Raw genomic sequence first — 17,236 nt, 5'->3', positions numbered from 1 at the left:
AGATGTTAACACAAGAGCTTGCGATCGCCACACCAATTTTAGTTTTATCCCCATTTAAGGCTAAATGACGTTACTCCCTTCCCGCTATAAAATTAGACATTAAAAACCAAGAATTAGCGTTGCGGCGCGAAGCGCCGCAACGTCTAATTTTTCACTGGGAAGGGAGTATCTAAGGCTCTATACCTATGGTTTTAAATCTAAGGATCTAGTTAAGGCTTGGTTTTAGGAGCAGTCGAAGAAGGGGGAACTTCGGGCTGGACGGGCTGTGGTGGTGGCTCTAGAGGAGCGGGTTGTTGGGGTGGGGGCTCTACGGGAGTTACTACAGGGTTAGTGGTTACAGTAGAGGGTTGTGTAGTCTTTTGGGGTTGAGGTTCGGGCGTAGGGTTAGTATTATTCGCAGGTGCAGGACTGCTGGTCGCATTGGGCGATGGCGTTTCAGTGGTTTTAGCCGCTGTGGTATCTTCCTTTGGGCGTTCGGGTTTATCATCACGACGATCGCTGCGATCGCTATTAGCAGCACCAGAAGTATAGGTAACCTTGTTGCGATTCGGGCTTTCGCTAGGCTTGGGTAAGTCAGAGCGACGAAACTCGATTTTGCTTGCTTCCTTGACAGAAGCCGCTACGCCAAATTCCGATGTAATTTGGGGCAGGCTAGCCAACTGAGTGCTAAACCCAAAGATAAGTGAATTATTGGCAATGCTTTTGGCAATACTTTCTTTGTCAAGGCGTTTGGGGGGCGTTGCCTTGCCGTTAGCTTTGATGCTAATCTCTTCACCCTTACCAAGCGTTACAATTTCGGAAGTGTTTTTTAACAAAACTGTAACCGTCCCATCTAGGGCAATTACCCGACGATCCTCTGCTGCCTTGGCAGGAATTTCTACGTATAAAGTGCCATCATTGCTAGAAATTTCACCAAAGGGAGTTTGGATTTGAGCGGGGGCTTGACTATCTTTGGCGGCCCATGCCAACAAACGTCCGTTGTTAAATTCAACCTGATTTTGGGGTTTGAGGGTTAGACTCGATTGCCCACCAATGCGAATAATTGCCCCACTGCGTAAAGTTACTTGGGCAGTTGAGGAATCTTCGGTACTGACGCTTTCATTTACTTTGAGGGGTACACCAACGGTTGCAGGTCTGGGGGCATTGGAGTTGATGTATTTAACCCGCACTGGAAAACTGCGAATTTCACTAATTTCGGCGATCGCTTCCGTCGGTAAAGCCTCAGAGCTAAAAGGTTTAGCTGGCTGATTAAAAGTACAACTAGGCAGCATTACAGCTCCTAGAGATAAGACGAAAAGAGACAAAATTCGTCCAGAGATTTTAGATAACTGCCAACGCTGCATCGTAAATTTTTTGTAGAGTCTACAAAGCCAGTTTTTTCGCTATACTAGAAAGTCTGGTTAAAACCGTAAATTCTAATATATACATATTAGTTCTAACATCGTTGTTTGACCATAGCTATCAGTAATTCTAACTATGATTGATGAAAGAATGCTGATGGCAGACTTTCATGGATCTCAATCTATCTTCAAACGAATAAGAGTCAAAAGCACATGGCAAAGAGTAATTTGCAGGTCATGCTGACCAAAAATGTTACAAAATTAGGTAAACTCGGCGACTTAGTATCGGTGGCACCGGGTTATGCTCAAAATTTTCTCATCCCTCAGGGTTTAGCTATTCGTGCTACCTCAGGTGTGGTTAAAGAAGTTGAAAGACGGAAGGAAGTCGAACGTCAACGTTTGATTGCCATTCGTCAAGAAGCTGAAAGCCGTAAGACTGCGCTCTCGACCATTGGCGGTTTTATTATCAAGAAAAAAGTTGGTGAAGGTAATGCGATCTTTGGAACTGTGACCGATCGCGAAGTTGCTCAGTTGATTACCGCAAAGTCGATGCTAGAAATCGATCACCGTGATATTACAATCCCTGAAATCAATCAAACAGGTACTTTTGATGTTTCGATTAAGCTTCATTCTGAAGTCACCGCAACAATCAAGATCCAAGTTATTCCCGAATAATTTAACTAAAAAAAGGGCGGCGCAATGCGTCGCCCTTTTTTTACTGCCTTTTTTTGCTGCCTTTTTTATAGCTACCGCCAACTGTATCAGGACATAAAACCCAAGGTCGTGTTGCCGCGCAGAGCGCGGCAACACGACCTTGGGTTTTAATTTTGTCCTACTCCCTTCCCAGTGAAAAATTAGACGTTGCGGCGCGAAGCGCCGCAACGTCTAATTTTTCACTGGGAAGGGAGTAACAAGACTGGCTACTGCTATATATAGATTTTGGGATAGATTTGGGTTTTTTGGGGTTTAGTTGGTATAAGTATTAAATAAATCATCAGATCGCCACCATTATCCAGACATGGTCATAGCGAGCGAACATGAATCAGCCCAAACAGCCAAGGCAACAGTTTATCCGCATTGATCGAGGCATTAGTCAGTTTAATCATGACTACTATGCGGCTTTGGGACTACCAATCATTAGCAGTCCTGTTTATATTCGTCATGTCTATTTGAGTATTGCTCGTATATTGCACCCTGATGTTTATGGATTTGCCCCCGAAGAAAAAGAAGTTGCTACCCAATATTTAGCCAAGCTTGTTAATCCCGCCTATAACGTTTTGATGCAAGAGGAAGAACGCAAAGCCTATCAAGGGATCTTTCAGCTTCTTGCCAAGCGCTTAATGCAAAAATCCCGTAATGTGCCCATCCATTCTAAGATTGCCTGCGAGTTAATGATGGCTCCTAGCGATGGTTTTTATGAGCGATCGGTCTCGATGATTGCCAAGGTGCAGTATCAATCGCTCGCAAATATCTTGGAATATACAGGACAGATCAGCGAACTAAATCTAGTTTACATTCTCTACAAAGAGGGATATCAGTACGGAGCCGTAAATATGCCACCCGTACTCGCGCCAATGTCTGCGACCCAAAACACCAGCTCTTATGGTGCTCCCAGTAATCCCCCCCCACCTATACCCCAGCCTAAGGTTATACCGCCACCTAAGAATAAACCCTATACCGCAAGCTATCCTGCACCGCCTCCCAAGCCCAGTTATGCGAATCCCTCTCCCTATTCCTATCAGCCCCCTATTAATCGGCAAGCGGAGTCCGATGATACCGTAATTCAGACCAGAATTGAAAACAATGATAATAGCGAGATCGCCGATCGCCTCAAGATTTGCGAAATTTACATGAGTCAGGGAGATTGGAAATCGGCGCTTAAGGATTTGCGAGAAATTCTGCAACTCGATAAAAATAACAGTCAATGCCACGCCATGCTCGGAGTGGTCTATATCAATATCAATCAACTGCAAATGGCAAAAATGAGCTTGAGGCGATCGCTACAGCTTAATCCGCAAGAACCATTAGCCCTAAAACATATGCAGGAGGTTAATAATCCTGCGCCTCCCAGCATCCCCCCTAAAAACAATAATAAAAACAATAAAAGCACCAACCCCAAGCCCGATGCTCCCGTAACCCCCAAGTCCCCTCTTCCACCGCCCCAAAAACGGGGCTGGCTCTCCAATCTTTTAGGTTGGACAGATAATGACAAATAGAATTAGAACTACGGTACGATAAAAGGCGAAGACTGAGAGAATTGTATGGTGCATCAACTGCCGACTGGCGCAAAAGATTTACTTCCCCTAGACGTTGCTCAAAAGCGTTGGATCGAAAGCCGCATTCAACAAGTTTTTCAGTTATGGGGTTATCAACGCATCATTACCCCCACGATCGAACATTTGCGATCGCTTACCGCAGGTGGAGCTGTCGATCCCGAATCTGTCATCCAACTGCCTTGCAACAATACCGATATTTTAGGATTGCGTCCCGAATTTACTGCCTCGATCGCTAGAGCCTACGCAGCTCGTTTGGGGAGCCATGTGGCAACCTGTCCACAGCGCATTTATTACAATGCCAATGTATTTCGGCGCAGAGCCAATCATACTTCTGAAGAATCATTTCAAGCAGGGGTAGAACTGCTCGGCGCTTCAGGGCTAATGGCTGACGGTGAAATTCTGATGCTTTTAGCCGAAAGTCTCGATCGCTTAGAGCTGCAAAATTGGCAAATTATCCTCGGCGATGCCAGACTGACGACCGCATTACTCGATCTCTTACCAGAACAGTATCGTGCCAAGGTACGTCAATGCCTTGCGAACCTCGATCGCATTGCTATTGCCGAAATGGATTTGCCTGCCGAAGTTAAAGGCTATGCGATCGAACTCATCGACTTGCGCGGCAAGCCCAAGGATCTGTTGAGTCGTTTGTCCACTAGTGCATGGACATCGGGACTGACTGGGGAAATTAATTACCTGAAATCCTTAATCGATCTATGGGAAAGTACGGGGGGCAATAGCGATCGCTTAATCCTCGATCTCAGCTTTATGCAAACCTTTGACTATTACACGGGGATCGTGTTTGAAGTTGCTTGCGATAATTATGTCATCGCCCAAGGCGGTCGTTATGATCGCCTTCTTGGGGTTTATCACCCTCAAAATGTCAGCTACCCTAGCATCGGTTTCTGTCTTAACCTTGAAGAACTGCAACAGGCTTTACAGTCGCGATTACCCCAAACCCTCACAAATTCCAGTTATTTGGTGGTGGCGAAGGAACCCGATGCGGTTCAGGCGGCCTTTGCCCATGCCGCGCAGTTGCGGCAGTCAGCCGATCTCGAAGCCGTTGAATTAGAGTTGCAGTTTCGCGCGGTTGAGGACGTTCGCGACCAAGCGCGATCGCGAGGCATTCCTAAAATTGCATGGGTTAGTAGCGATGGCGTGATCGTCTCAGAAACCCTCAATTAAAACCCCAAAATATTCAGCTCACGCTACGCGTGAGCTGAATATTTTGGGGTTTTATATTTAATTGCAACAGCTATATCATGTTCCATTGCGATCGCTTCATGCAAAAATCTCTATTCAATTTGAAGAACTTAGGGTAATCTATTCACTCAATCATCTATTTTGCTAGAGATTTTGATATTGATTAGGTGCGCGTGAATGAGATTTCCAGAGACTGCAAAATCGGGGACAAGTTTAGCGTTTAGCTTAGGGCTAATTGCGTCAATTATTGTGGTGGGCTGGTACTACATCATTTTGCCTTATCAAAGACATCCCCAAAGACCCACTTTTACCAATGATTTAAAGGCTGCACCCGTCCCCACATCGCCGATCGCCGAGATCAAAGTACCAGTGATGCCCCAACCAACCTATAAAGCTAAGCCCAAACCCAATGATGCCAAATATTTAGGAAAAGTAAATGCCAGCATTGGACTAGTATTTCGTGCCGATCCCAGTCAGTCAGCCAAAAATGTGGGCGGCGCTGACTATAACACGAAGGTAGCGGTCATGAGAGAAACCCCCGATCGCGAATGGGTTTACGTCCGCAACGAAAGCACCAAAGAAGAAGGCTGGGTAAGAATTGGCAATATCACCAAAGAGTAGCCAAGGAATATAGACCCAAGAAGCCAAGTGGCGCTAAGCGCCACTTGGCTTCTTGGGTTTGCGCCACAAAGATTATGACAGCCATCCCTGAACAGTCTGGATGATTAACCAGATATTTAAACTAGCAATAATGATGGCTATGGCACTAGCCACGATCTTGAGCCAACGAGGATTGACAAACTCACCCATCAAACGGCGATCGCTAGTAAACATCACTAAAGGGACTACGGCAAAGGAAAGCTGCAAGCTCAGCACAACCTGACTCAATAGCAGCAGTTGTCCCGTACTTTTTTCACCAAAAATGACGATCGCGATTAAAGCAGGGATCGCGGCAAGGAGTCGGGTGGCGAGGCGACGCAACCAAGGAGGTAATTGCAAGTGTAAAAAACCTTCCATCACAATCTGACCTGCCAAGGTCGCCGTTAAAGCCGAACTTTGTCCCGAAGCTAACAAAGCAAAGCCAAAGATAGCACTAGCTGCGCCCACTCCTAATAAAGGCGAAAGTAATCGATAGGCATCCTCAATCTCGGCAACATCCTGATACCCATTAGTATGAAAAGTAGCAGCCGCAACTATGAGAATTGCCGCATTGATAAAGAGGGCGAGCGATAACGCTAAGGTTGAGTCGATCGTGCCAAACTTAATCGCTTCCCACTTTTTTTCTGAGGTTGCTTCCCAAGCGCGAGTTTGCACGATCGCCGAATGCAAATAGAGATTGTGGGGCATCACCGTTGCTCCCAAAATTCCCACAGCAATATAGAGCATTTCTGTGTTTTGTAAGATCTCACGATCAGGAATAAACCCCGTAAGAATGCTCCCCAAATCGGGACGGGCAAAAATAATTTGGGCAATAAAGCAGCCCGCGATCGTGGCGACAAGGGTAATCACCAAGGCTTCAACATAGCGAAATCCCTTGCTTTGCAGGAGCAGTAAGATAATGACATCTAGAGCCATAATGCATACCCCCCAAACCAGCGGTATCCCCCAAAGCAGTTGCAAAGCGATCGCACTCCCCAATAGTTCAGCAAGATCGCAGGCGGCGATCGCGAGTTCGCACAATACCCAGAGCACCAAGCTCACCCTAGGACTGAAATAATCCCGACAAGCTTGGGCGAGATCGCGTCCTGTGGCAACCCCCAAACGGACGCATAAGGATTGCAGCAAGATCGCCATTAAATTTGACAACATAATGACGCTGAGCAATGTATAGCCAAATTTCGATCCGCCTGCAATATCCGTCGCCCAGTTGCCAGGATCCATATAGCCTACGGAAACTAAGTACCCAGGTCCCGCATAAGCAAGCAGCTTACGCCAAAAGCCTCGCTGGGGAATGGAGATCGTTCGATGGACTTCTGGCAAACTTTGGGGTCGATCCAACATGGACATTTTCAAACTAACGTTTCATAATCGTTTCACAATCTAGTTTATACCACTTGTTTCTCATTCTTACTTTTCTCGTTATCTTTTTGTCCCAGCATAACCGTCAATACGCCTACCCCCGCAAGCCTTATTCCAGTGTTATCCATTGTCATTAAGTAAAACTTATTGCAGTGGAAAGATCTGCAAAATCGAATAACTAGCGATCGCACCTCCGCAAAAGGCGATCGCTTTTTGGTTTGTTAAAGTTTATCTGGTGATCGATTCACTAACGGGAGTTTAGACTAAATTGGAGATGGTTTCACTACTTTAGTTCATTGAGAAATCCTCAAGAAGTTTATGGAGTGGACTATATAGTGAAAACTACCCCTCGTCAGAGGAAATATGAGGTATTTGCTATGGCTTCGCGTTTTTACTCGGTTGTGATTTCTTTGATAACTGGTATTTTTGGATTAGGTACATCTCCCAATTTACAATTTGTTAATGCTCAGGTTCAGACAGTACAAGATATAAAGGCGGAAGCAGATAAATTAGTCGAGCTAGGTAAGGAACAATTTGAGAGGAGTCATTATCAGGAGGCAGCAAAGTCATATCAATCAGCATTAATTTTGTGTCGACTAATCAAAGAGAAAAAGAGTGAAATAATTTCTCTACAAGGTCTGGGAGATACATATGGAAATCTACGACAGTATAAAACAGCACTTGAATTCTATCAGCAAGCATTAACTATATCCAAACAATTAGGAGATCTTATTGGAGAAGTAAAAGCTCTTATTGGTCATGGATATGTCTACAGTAATTTAGGAGATTTCCAGAAAGGAATTACCTATTATCAGCAGGCTATAATGCTCGCCAAGCTAATTGGTGATCGCAAAGATGAAGCAAATACACTTTATAAGTTAGGTTTGACTTTCTATTTAATTGGGGATTACAACAAAACAATTGACTACCAACAGCAATCTTTAGTGATCGGTCATCAAATCAATAATCGCAAAGAAGAAGTAGATTCACTAATTGTTCTTGGAATTGCATATGATTCCTTAGGATATTATCAAAAAGCAATTGATTACCAACAGCAATCTTTAGCAATTTCCAAACAGACTGGAGATCTCGATAGTCAAGGAAACTCACTGAGTTCTATTGGTAATGTGTATGGACATCTTGGATTATTCCAAAAAGCGATTGACTACTATCAGCTATCATTAGACATTATTAAGAAAACAGAAAATCGCTATAATGAAGGGAGTTTACTTATCTCTCTAGGTTTTGTATATAATTCACTAGGGCAATACAAAAAAGGGATTGACTATTTTCAACAATCTATTGTAATAGCAAAGCAATTAAATGATTTATATATGGAAGGAGATGCCCTATGGGGACTTGGTCGTTCATATAAAGATATAGGAAATTACCAAAAGGCAATTGACTACTATCAACAATCTTTAGGTATTTTTGAGCTGAATAAGTATCTTGGGGCTAACTATGAAATAGGTGAACTATTTAAAGATTTAGGTATTGTTTATAGTTTATTAGGACAAAACAAAAAAGCGATTGATTACTATCAGAGGTCTTTAGAAGTTTTTAAAAGAATTGATTCTAGAGAAGGTGATGCAGAAACGCTAAATAGTTTTGGCAACCTATTCTCCAAACTTGGACAATCAGAACTAGCCATTCTCTTTTACAAACAATCGGTAAATATCCGCGAATCTATTCGTAAAGACATACGCGGACTTAGCAAAGAAGAACAAAAATCTTATCTATACTCTGTAGAAGACACTTATCGCAATCTTGCTAATCTCTTACTCAAACAAGACCGTATCCTCGAAGCGCAACAAGTCCTCGACCTCCTCAAGGTTCAAGAGCTTAGTAACTATCTCAAAACAGTGCGCGGTAACAACGAAACCGCCCAAGGCGTTGACCTCCAACTCCCCGAACAAAACATTATTGCCCTCACCAGCGAACTCAATGCCCTCCAGCAAAAAGATCGTGAGAATAAACTCAGCGAGCCAGAGAAACAACGCCTCTCTCAACTCGTACAAACTGAAAAAGACCAAAACAAACAATTTAACGCTTTCCTTGATAATCCCGAAATTAAGCAACTGATCGATCAACTTCACCGAGTAGAAGACCAAAATATCAAACTCAACAGCTATCGCAAACTCCAAAAAGACGTTTTATCCCTGTATCCTAACGCAGTCCTCCTTTATCCCCTCATCCTCGATGATCGCCTAGAACTAATTCTCATCAATAGCAAAATCCCACCATTGCGTCGCACTATCAAGATCAAACGCGAAGAACTAAATCAAGCAATTTCCGATTTTCGTTCGGACGCGCAAGACACAAGCTCGCAAGACATCAAAAAAACCGCTCAAAAGCTCTATAACTATTTAATTCGACCATTTGAAACCGAACTCAAACAACTAGACACCGATACAATCATTTATGCCCCCGACGGACAACTGCGCTACATTCCCCTCGCTGGACTCTACGATGGCAAACAGTGGTTAGCCGAAAAATATCGAGTCAATAACATCACTTCCGAATCGCTTACAGCACTTAATCGACAATCTATTTCACAACCCCACATTCTTGCAGGAGCATTTGGCGGCAAACCCAATCAAAAAATTGCTGGCTTTGTAAGCCTACCCGCCACGATCACCGAAGTTCGTCATATCGCTGATCGCTTTCCAAATACTACTACCCTCATTGAATCCGCCTTCACGAAAGAAGCAATCGAAATCAAAGCAGACTCCCATAATATTCTGCATCTAGCAACTCATGGCGAACTTTCCACGGGTAAGCCTGAAGACTCTTTCATTCTTTTTGGAGACAGTAGCAAAATAACCATACGCGAACTGCAAGATTGGCGCTTAAAAAATGTCGATCTAGTCGTACTAAGCGCTTGTCAGACTGGACTCGGCAAGAAATTGGGTACAGGTGTGGAAATACTTGGTTTGGGTTATCAGATGCAAGCCGCAGGTGCAAGAGTGGCAATCGCCTCACTCTGGAAAGTAGATGATGCGGGTACGCAAGCACTAATGGATGCATTTTATGGCGAGTTACAAAAAGGCGATGTTCCGATTGCGGAAGCATTACGCCGTGCCCAAGTTTCTCTCATCAAATCGCAAAATTACAATCATCCTAATTATTGGTCGGCATTTTTCGCGATCGGGAATGGTTTGTAATTTTTATAGCCTTTGCTTGCACCTATAGGCAATCGCCACAGGCAATATAAAAAGTTATCTCTCATTTTTGTCTGTCGTTGAAATCGCACTTTTTCGGTTCTAGTGGAAAGTTAAAATCAAGTTTCCACTAGAACGGATGAAAATAAAAAGATATCACGGCTTGCTTTCAAACTATTCCGTCACTAAGCGATCGCCTATTTCATTTAACAAACAGTGGAAAGATCTGCAAAATCGAATAACTAGCGATCGCACCTCCGCAAAAGGCGATCGCTTTTTGGTTTACATCAAAATAGATTTTGCCCAGAGTAAATAATTTTGCTCAATTGCGATCGCTGGTATAGCAATAATTTCGGGTACTTGATAAGGATGTAGAGCAGTCAATCTAGCTACCAGTGATTCATATTTGTTTGCTAGGGTTTTGATTAAAACTAGATGCTCTGATTCTTGGCATAGTTGCCCATCCCAGATATAGGTAGATGTCATAGCGGGCAATACCTGAACGCAAGCAGCAAGTTTTTCTTCGATAAGCATTTTGGCAATGTCATTGGCAAGATTGAGATCGGGAGCGGTCATCATAACGACTATCAGTTCTGAGTTAGGCATGAGTACTTACTTTAAAAACAGTGGAATAATCTGCAAAATCGAATAACTAGCGATCGGTCCAGCGATCGCCATTGCTACAAACCAAGGAAATATCTGCCAGATACAATAGCCCATCACTCCCAATGCGGCGATCGCAGGGATGAAAAATAACAGGCGTAGATATCTGAGTTTTGATTTGGGTCTAGCGGATTTTAGTTCCATGAATGAATGGTTCTAATGGAAAATGGGGATAGTTTAAGGAAACACTAAATATGGGCTTATATCAGGAAGATTTTTATCGATGGACAGTAGAGCAGTCTAAACTACTACGATCGATTGAATTGGAAGGGCTAGATTCAAAAAACCTAGCCGAAGAGATTGCATCGTTGGGGAGGCATGAACGTAAAGAGCTAAGAACCCATTTTAATGTCTTACTCGGTCACTTATTAAAGTGGGATCTACTACCACAAGAACGTAGTAAACTTTGGCAAGTGACAATTGACAGCGAACGTCGAGAAATTCTCTGGATATTACGAGATAGTCCTAGTCTTAAAGATAATCTCAATGAAATCATTAATGATAGTTACGGGGCGGCTTTGTACCTTGTGATTCTTGAAACTTCTATCGATTCTAAAGATTTACCAAAAGACTGTCCTTACACCATCGAGCAAATTTTGGACTTAGGTTTTCCTACTGGTATAGATAAGGATTTGGATTAAAACAATATGAAATGGACTGCGATTTGCTCCGCAACGCAAGCTAACGCGGGAAGTTGGCGACATACTAATTTTGACATTGAGAACCAAGTCCGAGAAGAGATACAATTAAATACTTTATGCATAAGGTTTCGTCGGTTCCAAGGTGAATTAGTTCGACAGGAATCAAGACAAATAATAATTTCCGAGGGTAGCGATCGCTTGTTTGTTAGAAAATTGACTGATCGTCTGAATCAAAGGATAAAATCTTGATTTAGCCTCAAGGATGGTGTAATGGCTGAACGATTCTACTCAATTGCAATTGTTTGAGTGACTGGGCTTTTGGTAATGGTTTTATAACTTAACTTACCTTTTGTAACTGCTCAAAGTGATGGTAATGATTAGCAAACACCTAAATTAAAATAGATATATGGAAATCCCGACGACCCTAGCAGGACACTACCAGATCGTTAAACGCATAGGCGGCGGTGGATTTGGTCAGACATTTCTAGCCAGAGATCTACATTTACCGAATAATTCTCTCTGCGTCGTCAAGCAACTAAAGCCAAAAATTGATGACTCTGGTACGCTCGAAATCGCCAAGCGCCTATTTAACCAAGAAGCAGAAACTCTTTATAAGTTAGGCGATCGCAACGAGCAGATCCCGCGTTTAATGGCACATTTCGAGCAAGATAACGAATTCTATCTAGTACAAGAATTGATCGAAGGAATAACTTTAGAAGACGAACTTGCGGGGGGTAAGCGCATGAGTGAAGTAGAAGCGATCGAACTTTTGCGAGATATCTTGCAAGTGCTTTCCTTTGTACATCAGCAAAATGTAATTCATCGCGATATCAAGCCATCAAACCTGATTAGGCGAGATCGAGATCGTAAGATTGTCTTAATTGATTTTGGTGCGGTAAAAAGAGTCAATGTCCAAATAACCAACCCTTCTAGCCAAACCAGCAGTAATACTGTAGCAGTGGGTTCCCCAGGTTATATGCCGAGCGAACAGATTTCGGGACAGCCGCATTTTAGTAGCGACATATATGCAGTCGGGATGCTTTGCTTCCAAGTCCTGACGGGGATGCTACCAAAGCAGTTTCCTAAAGATACACAATCGGGTGAATACAGTTGGAGTTTATGCAGCAGGGCATTAGCAGAAAAGGGTCTGGAATCGGTGACGATTAGTTCGAGGCTTGCTAATATTCTCGATCGCATGGTGCGCTACGACTATCGTCAGCGTTATGAAAACGCAAGCTCAGCTCTAAAAACTTTAGAGCAGCTAATTAGTAAAACTGATGGTGAGACTTCAAATCGGTCAACTATTCTTTCGAGCAATAAATCTCAAGATAATTCCACTCATCAGTCACAACAGTCTACTTTAATTCTAGAGACAAAAGAATTATCTCTACCCAAGAAAGAAAAGTTTCCCAATATCCAAATCGATCGACAAGAATATCGCAATCGCCAAATTCTGCTTAATAAGGTAAAAAACTTCTGGATTAAAGGCGTTTTAGAAACTTCTTTACACAGCAAAGTATTGATTTCTTTAGGATTAGAAGAACGATCTTTTGCAGTAGAGCGTCCTTGGTCGGTAGTTTTGCAGACTGAAGAACAGTTGGCTCAAGCATTGCCATTGGGTACAAAAATCTTAGATAAACTGCATGAAATGGGGGCTGGGCGATCGCTATTGATATTAGGCGATCCCGGTTCAGGAAAGACTACTACCTTACTTGAGCTTGCTCGCGATCTGATAGCTGAATCTGAAAAAGATGTCAATAAGTTAATTCCAGTCGTGTTTAATCTATCATCTTGGACAAATGAAAAGCAGAGTATTGCGGATTGGCTGATTCAGGAATTACATATTAAGTATCAAGTTGCTAAGGAGATTGGTAAAAGCTGGATTGAGACACAGCAGCTATTTCTGTTATTGGATGGTTTAGATGAAGTCAGCATCAAAAGACGAGATATGTGCGTCCAAGCCTTGAATCAATTTACGCAGTCCAAGGGGCAAACAGAACTTATTGTTTGCAGTCGGATTGAAGACTATAAATCTCTCTCTCATCGTCTCAGGTTACAAGGAGCTATTTGTATTCAACCGCTTACCTTTGAACAAGTGGATCGATATCTAATTAGTACGGGTTCAAATCTAGAAGGAGTATCAATTGCCATTCGTACCGATGAAACCTTGCAGGAATTGGTTCGATCGCCTCTTCTACTGAGTATTATGACTTTAGCCTATCAAGATCTAAATTCTGAAATATTACTACAAGCCCAAGAGTCTATTGAAGAGCGCAGAAAGCATTTGTTTGACACTTATATTCAAAGAATGTTCGATCGCCAGATCTTGCCAAGAGAATATAGCAAAGAAAAAACTATATTTTGGCTGTCTTGGCTTGCTAAGCAATTATTAATTAGGTCGCAAACTGTATTTCTAATCGAACGAATTCAACCTGATTGGTTGAATTCAATTCACAAAAAGTGGATTTATTCAATATGCTTAGGCTTGTTTGGGGCAGCTTCTATTGGTCTGGTTACTGGTATAAATTTAGGGTTGTTATTTGACATACAAACTGGATTAGTTGGCGGGATTTTCTTGGGAATTGGAGGCGGTCTAATTGCTGGAGTTATTTTAGGACTAGTTCAAATTGAGATCCAGACTGTAGAAACCCTCAAATGGTCTTTTAAAAAAGCTAAAAATACCATCATTGTTGGATTACAAGTAGGACTAAGTGTAGGAATACTTTTGTTTTTAGGAATTAATTTTGTAAGTTTTAGTCTTCATTGGGCTACCCCTTCTCTGATTCAGAACTTAAGCTACGGTTTAGGTGGTTTGGGTACTGGTTTAATTTTTATCCTGCTACAAGGTCTTGCAGGTCCAACGATTGAAACCAATACAGCACCAAATCAAGGGATTCGGAGATCTCTTCAAAACTCTCTATTTTTTACTATTATTGGGTCGATTACCTTGGGGATTGTTGCCGGTCAAGTAGGTTTTCGTTCGCCTACATTTGGCATATTAATTGGAATATTGTTCGGATTATTCTCCCCTGCTGGATTAGCATGTCTCCAACATTTTATATTGCGTTTAGTACTCTATCAAAATCGCTATATTCCTTGGAATTTCACTCACTTTCTCAACTATGCAACGCAACTCATTTTCTTGCAAAAGGTTGGCGGTGGCTATATCTTTATCCATCGCTTGTTGCTAGAACATTTTGCTCAAATGTCTCCAATGAAATAATGTATTTGTCCGACTGTAGCTATACGTTAGCGGCGAGCGATTTTTGACCCATCCCTTGAGGGTAAGCCCGTAGTCGTGCTGGCGAATAATGATGGCTGTATCGTAGCGCGATCGCACGAAGCTAAAGTGCTGGGTATCCCGATGGGCGTACCCTACCACAAATATAAAAATCAGCTTCAAAACGCAGGAGCGATCGCTCTATCATCGAATTACGAACTGTATGGCGATCTGAGCCATCGGGTCTATCAAGTCCTTATAAACTGGAACGGATAAGCAGATTAAAAATTATTATCCCGTCCGCATGAAAGATATTAAGCTACATCTGCATTTGTAATTAGTATCTCTAGATTTTTTGCTTACATATAAAAAGCGATCGCGTTAAAACCATGCTTCATCAAGAAAAAAAAGCTTTTGGGTTTCCTTGGCTAGCAACGATCTTTTTAGGCATCTTCGCAATTGGGATCATCCATTGCATACCAATTATTCTATCCCTTCCTAACAAAGCCAGACAATCTGGAACCAAGCAAGTCCTAAAGCTAATTAATCGAGAACAGGAACAGTATTTTTCTAAAAACAATACTTTTCTCGACAATAGCCTCAATTTGGCATCTTATCAAACTAATTTTAATGAAACTCGCTATCGTTACTTCACTAGAAAAGAGCAAAATACTGTCAATACCTATGCAGTGCCAATTAAAGAATTTGAATATGGTGAATTTCTGATTTTTCCTTGGAATCGCTATGTGGGTCTTAATACATTTGTTGGTGTCGTCACCGTAACTGACTCAAAGAAGAAAACTACTGAATCTTCAATCTGCGATGTCCATTCTGTAAATTGTAAATTCATTCATGACCACTGCGATCGCCCCCAGCCTTAACCCTAGCTTGCCAGAATAAGATTTTCATACAGATATCATCGAGCCATCAAGTCTACCAAGGTTTGCTATGCGATCGCTATCACAGTGATTTAGGAATAGCAAATTTTACATAGTTCTATTTGACACAAAAACAACCTTAATACCAAATCACAAAATGGCTACGCCATTTTGTGATTTTAAAACCCTTACTGGGTTTGGTTTTCAATTACCAAAAGTGTAGCCACACTTTTGGTAATTGGTATAACTATTCCCGTCAAGGTTGTTTTGAAACTTCTCAACTAGCGATAGTAACGATCGTGTCCTCTTCTTAATTCGGCAAGGCGACGCTCTTCCCTAAGCCTTGCTTCCTCTCTGAGTCTCATCTCCTCCCTGCGTCTCCACTCAGGTGTATGCTCTTCGACAATCACTGGACGTTGTTCGATAACTAATGGAGGTTGGTAAACTGGTGGAGTACCTATACTAATACTGGTTCCTTGACTGCCAGTGCTAAATGATACATCTGCGGAAGCAGCCGATGGATGAAAAGCGATCGCACCGAGGGCAGTAGCGCATAATAATAAAATGGTTTGAGCTTTCATGGCTTAATACCTAAAAATAATTCTGTAACTTTTTAGACAAGCGATAAGATGATTGGCTAGCGATTGTGTTCGGACTTCATTTGTTGCAGTTGAGTCCGTTGATCTGGGGTCAATACAGCAAGGCTTTGCTCTCTGGAACTCTTGCGGATGTCATGAATTTGCTGCTTCTGGTCGGCAGTGAGATTCAGCGATTTCCATACACCTTTGCGATCGCCCGATTGTTTTGCTGTAGCAATTTTAGAACGTTGCTCTTCGGTTAAAACTGACTGTACTTTCTGCGCTGTAGATGCGCGGATCATCTTCAGCTGTTGTTTTTGAGCATCACTCAAATTCAGCTTTTTCCATCCACCTTCACGATGGTTCTGGGTAGAGGTTGGCGTTCCTCGATCGGGATTTGATTGAGCAGAAACAATGCTTGGAATGGTGATGCTTCCTAGGCTTGTGGATAGCATTACAACGGCGAAAATACGCTTGAAGTTGTTCAACATAATCGAGTTTATCTTTAGGGTGTTTATTAATCGCTTACACCTGCTTAGACAATCGATTGTTTTATATAGGTTCAATATTTTCACCAATCTCATGCTTTCGGGTAAAGGTTATAGATATCGCTGTCGCAAAAAAAGCACCATTACCGATGGGTAATGGTGCTTGCGTAGTAAAGTGAGGAAAAATTCAGAATCTATTTCTAGTCGTGACGTTCGCGATAGATTGCGCGGGATACGCCATTTTCTTCGCGGTTGAGTTGACGGTATTCTTGATTTGTCAGGTGACCGCCGTTCTGTTTGAGATCGTTGATGCGTTGTTGGTTGATGCTGGCATCTCTATTTTGCAAGCGAGTTGCTTCTTGAGTTGTAAGCTGTCCGTCCTTGAGTCCGCTGTCGATGCGATCTTGCTGGCGTTCCAAACGGTTGTAAACTTCCCCCGCCGAGGCGATCGCTGGATTGAATGCTACTGTTCCGATTACGGTGGATGCGAGTAATACTAATGCTGAAACCTTCATGATTGATAACCTGTGGGTGGATTACGCTGGTTTAGACAGGCTCCTAAAAGCTAGGGTTCAGTTCGGTTCTGTGACATTTTTAATGATTTTGTGTGATTGCGATCGCATGGGTTAGATCGATAGGGCGATCGTCACAACTATAGCTATCGCCAATTGTACTAGGACATAAACCCCAAGAATTGACTAGCGGTGCTTCGCACTGCCAGTCAATTCTTGGGGTTTGATTTGTCCTAATTCAAGTGACTGTAGCTATAAAA

General features: G+C 42.5%; 16 protein-coding genes and 1 pseudogene. 10 read left to right on the top strand and 7 right to left on the bottom strand.

Annotated elements, in window-relative coordinates:
- Positions 1-209 precede the first annotated feature (209 nt).
- Positions 210-1,343 (bottom strand): FecR domain-containing protein, encoded by a 1,134-nt coding sequence (locus AC805_RS19975; protein WP_055077035.1) that lies wholly within the window; start codon positions 1,341-1,343, stop codon positions 210-212.
- 210 nt (positions 1,344-1,553) lie between these two features.
- Here AC805_RS19975 and rplI point away from each other — a divergent pair, with 210 nt between their 5' ends.
- The 4 genes from rplI (at position 1,554) to AC805_RS19955 (ending at position 5,437) form a co-directional block, all read left to right on the top strand.
- Positions 1,554-2,015 carry a 50S ribosomal protein L9 gene (gene rplI, locus AC805_RS19970; protein WP_055077034.1) on the top strand — a complete coding sequence of 154 codons (462 nt, stop codon included), beginning with the start codon at positions 1,554-1,556 and terminating at the stop codon, positions 2,013-2,015.
- A gap of 362 nt (positions 2,016-2,377) precedes the next feature.
- Positions 2,378-3,556, top strand: coding sequence for a DnaJ domain-containing protein (locus AC805_RS19965; RefSeq protein ID WP_055077033.1), 1,179 nt, complete (start codon positions 2,378-2,380; stop codon positions 3,554-3,556).
- Positions 3,557-3,601: 45 nt separating this feature from the next.
- Positions 3,602-4,798 carry an ATP phosphoribosyltransferase regulatory subunit gene (locus tag AC805_RS19960; RefSeq protein ID WP_055077032.1) on the top strand — a complete coding sequence of 399 codons (1,197 nt, stop codon included), beginning with the start codon at positions 3,602-3,604 and terminating at the stop codon, positions 4,796-4,798.
- 195 nt (positions 4,799-4,993) lie between these two features.
- Positions 4,994-5,437, top strand: a complete 444-nt coding sequence (locus AC805_RS19955) for an SH3 domain-containing protein (RefSeq protein WP_055077031.1) — start codon at positions 4,994-4,996, stop codon at positions 5,435-5,437.
- 72 nt (positions 5,438-5,509) lie between these two features.
- Here the strand turns inward: AC805_RS19955 and AC805_RS19950 are convergent, their stop codons facing one another.
- On the bottom strand, positions 5,510-6,823 hold the full coding sequence (locus AC805_RS19950) for an Nramp family divalent metal transporter (RefSeq protein WP_055077030.1): 1,314 nt from the start codon (positions 6,821-6,823) through the stop codon (positions 5,510-5,512).
- A 389-nt stretch (positions 6,824-7,212) separates the two neighbouring features.
- On the opposite strand from AC805_RS19950, the gene AC805_RS19945 reads away from it, so the two are divergent.
- Positions 7,213-9,999, top strand: coding sequence for a CHAT domain-containing protein (locus AC805_RS19945; RefSeq protein ID WP_055077029.1), 2,787 nt, complete (start codon positions 7,213-7,215; stop codon positions 9,997-9,999).
- Between the two features lie 136 nt (positions 10,000-10,135).
- The gene (locus AC805_RS25810; protein WP_156341493.1) at positions 10,136-10,312 is read left to right on the top strand and encodes a hypothetical protein; all 177 of its coding nucleotides are present in this window, start codon (positions 10,136-10,138) and stop codon (positions 10,310-10,312) included.
- Here AC805_RS25810 and cutA read toward each other — a convergent pair.
- Both cutA and AC805_RS19935 read right to left on the bottom strand, forming a co-directional pair.
- The gene (cutA, locus tag AC805_RS19940; protein WP_055077028.1) at positions 10,279-10,602 is read right to left on the bottom strand and encodes a divalent-cation tolerance protein CutA; all 324 of its coding nucleotides are present in this window, start codon (positions 10,600-10,602) and stop codon (positions 10,279-10,281) included. The genes AC805_RS25810 and cutA overlap by 34 nt on opposite strands.
- Positions 10,603-10,608: 6 nt before the next feature.
- The gene (locus tag AC805_RS19935) at positions 10,609-10,803 is read right to left on the bottom strand and encodes a hypothetical protein (protein WP_055077027.1); all 195 of its coding nucleotides are present in this window, start codon (positions 10,801-10,803) and stop codon (positions 10,609-10,611) included.
- A 50-nt stretch (positions 10,804-10,853) separates the two neighbouring features.
- On the opposite strand from AC805_RS19935, the gene AC805_RS19930 reads away from it, so the two are divergent.
- From AC805_RS19930 to AC805_RS19915, 4 genes and pseudogenes are all read left to right on the top strand, one after another.
- Positions 10,854-11,300: a DUF29 domain-containing protein gene (locus AC805_RS19930; RefSeq protein WP_055077026.1), complete on the top strand. Its 447-nt coding sequence runs from the start codon at positions 10,854-10,856 to the stop codon at positions 11,298-11,300.
- A gap of 406 nt (positions 11,301-11,706) precedes the next feature.
- The gene (locus AC805_RS19925; protein ID WP_055077025.1) at positions 11,707-14,523 is read left to right on the top strand and encodes a protein kinase domain-containing protein; all 2,817 of its coding nucleotides are present in this window, start codon (positions 11,707-11,709) and stop codon (positions 14,521-14,523) included.
- Between the two features lie 39 nt (positions 14,524-14,562).
- Positions 14,563-14,778 (top strand): annotated as a pseudogene (locus AC805_RS19920) (Y-family DNA polymerase); the annotation flags it as partial.
- Between the two features lie 131 nt (positions 14,779-14,909).
- Positions 14,910-15,401 (top strand): type IV pilin-like G/H family protein, encoded by a 492-nt coding sequence (locus AC805_RS19915; protein WP_055077023.1) that lies wholly within the window; start codon positions 14,910-14,912, stop codon positions 15,399-15,401.
- Between the two features lie 278 nt (positions 15,402-15,679).
- Here the strand turns inward: AC805_RS19915 and AC805_RS19910 are convergent, their stop codons facing one another.
- From AC805_RS19910 to AC805_RS19900, 3 genes are all read right to left on the bottom strand, one after another.
- Positions 15,680-15,979 carry a hypothetical protein gene (locus AC805_RS19910; protein ID WP_055077022.1) on the bottom strand — a complete coding sequence of 100 codons (300 nt, stop codon included), beginning with the start codon at positions 15,977-15,979 and terminating at the stop codon, positions 15,680-15,682.
- A gap of 56 nt (positions 15,980-16,035) precedes the next feature.
- Positions 16,036-16,467 carry a Spy/CpxP family protein refolding chaperone gene (locus AC805_RS19905; protein WP_055077021.1) on the bottom strand — a complete coding sequence of 144 codons (432 nt, stop codon included), beginning with the start codon at positions 16,465-16,467 and terminating at the stop codon, positions 16,036-16,038.
- Positions 16,468-16,664: 197 nt separating this feature from the next.
- Positions 16,665-16,979: a hypothetical protein gene (locus AC805_RS19900; protein WP_055077020.1), complete on the bottom strand. Its 315-nt coding sequence runs from the start codon at positions 16,977-16,979 to the stop codon at positions 16,665-16,667.
- Positions 16,980-17,236 lie beyond the last annotated feature (257 nt).

Origin of the sequence: Pseudanabaena sp. 'Roaring Creek' (genome assembly GCF_001402795.1) — a bacterium.
Lineage (GTDB): Bacteria > Cyanobacteriota > Cyanobacteriia > Pseudanabaenales > Pseudanabaenaceae > Pseudanabaena.
Note: the sequence above shows the minus strand (reverse complement) of the source record. Positions and strands in the feature narration are given on the sequence as shown.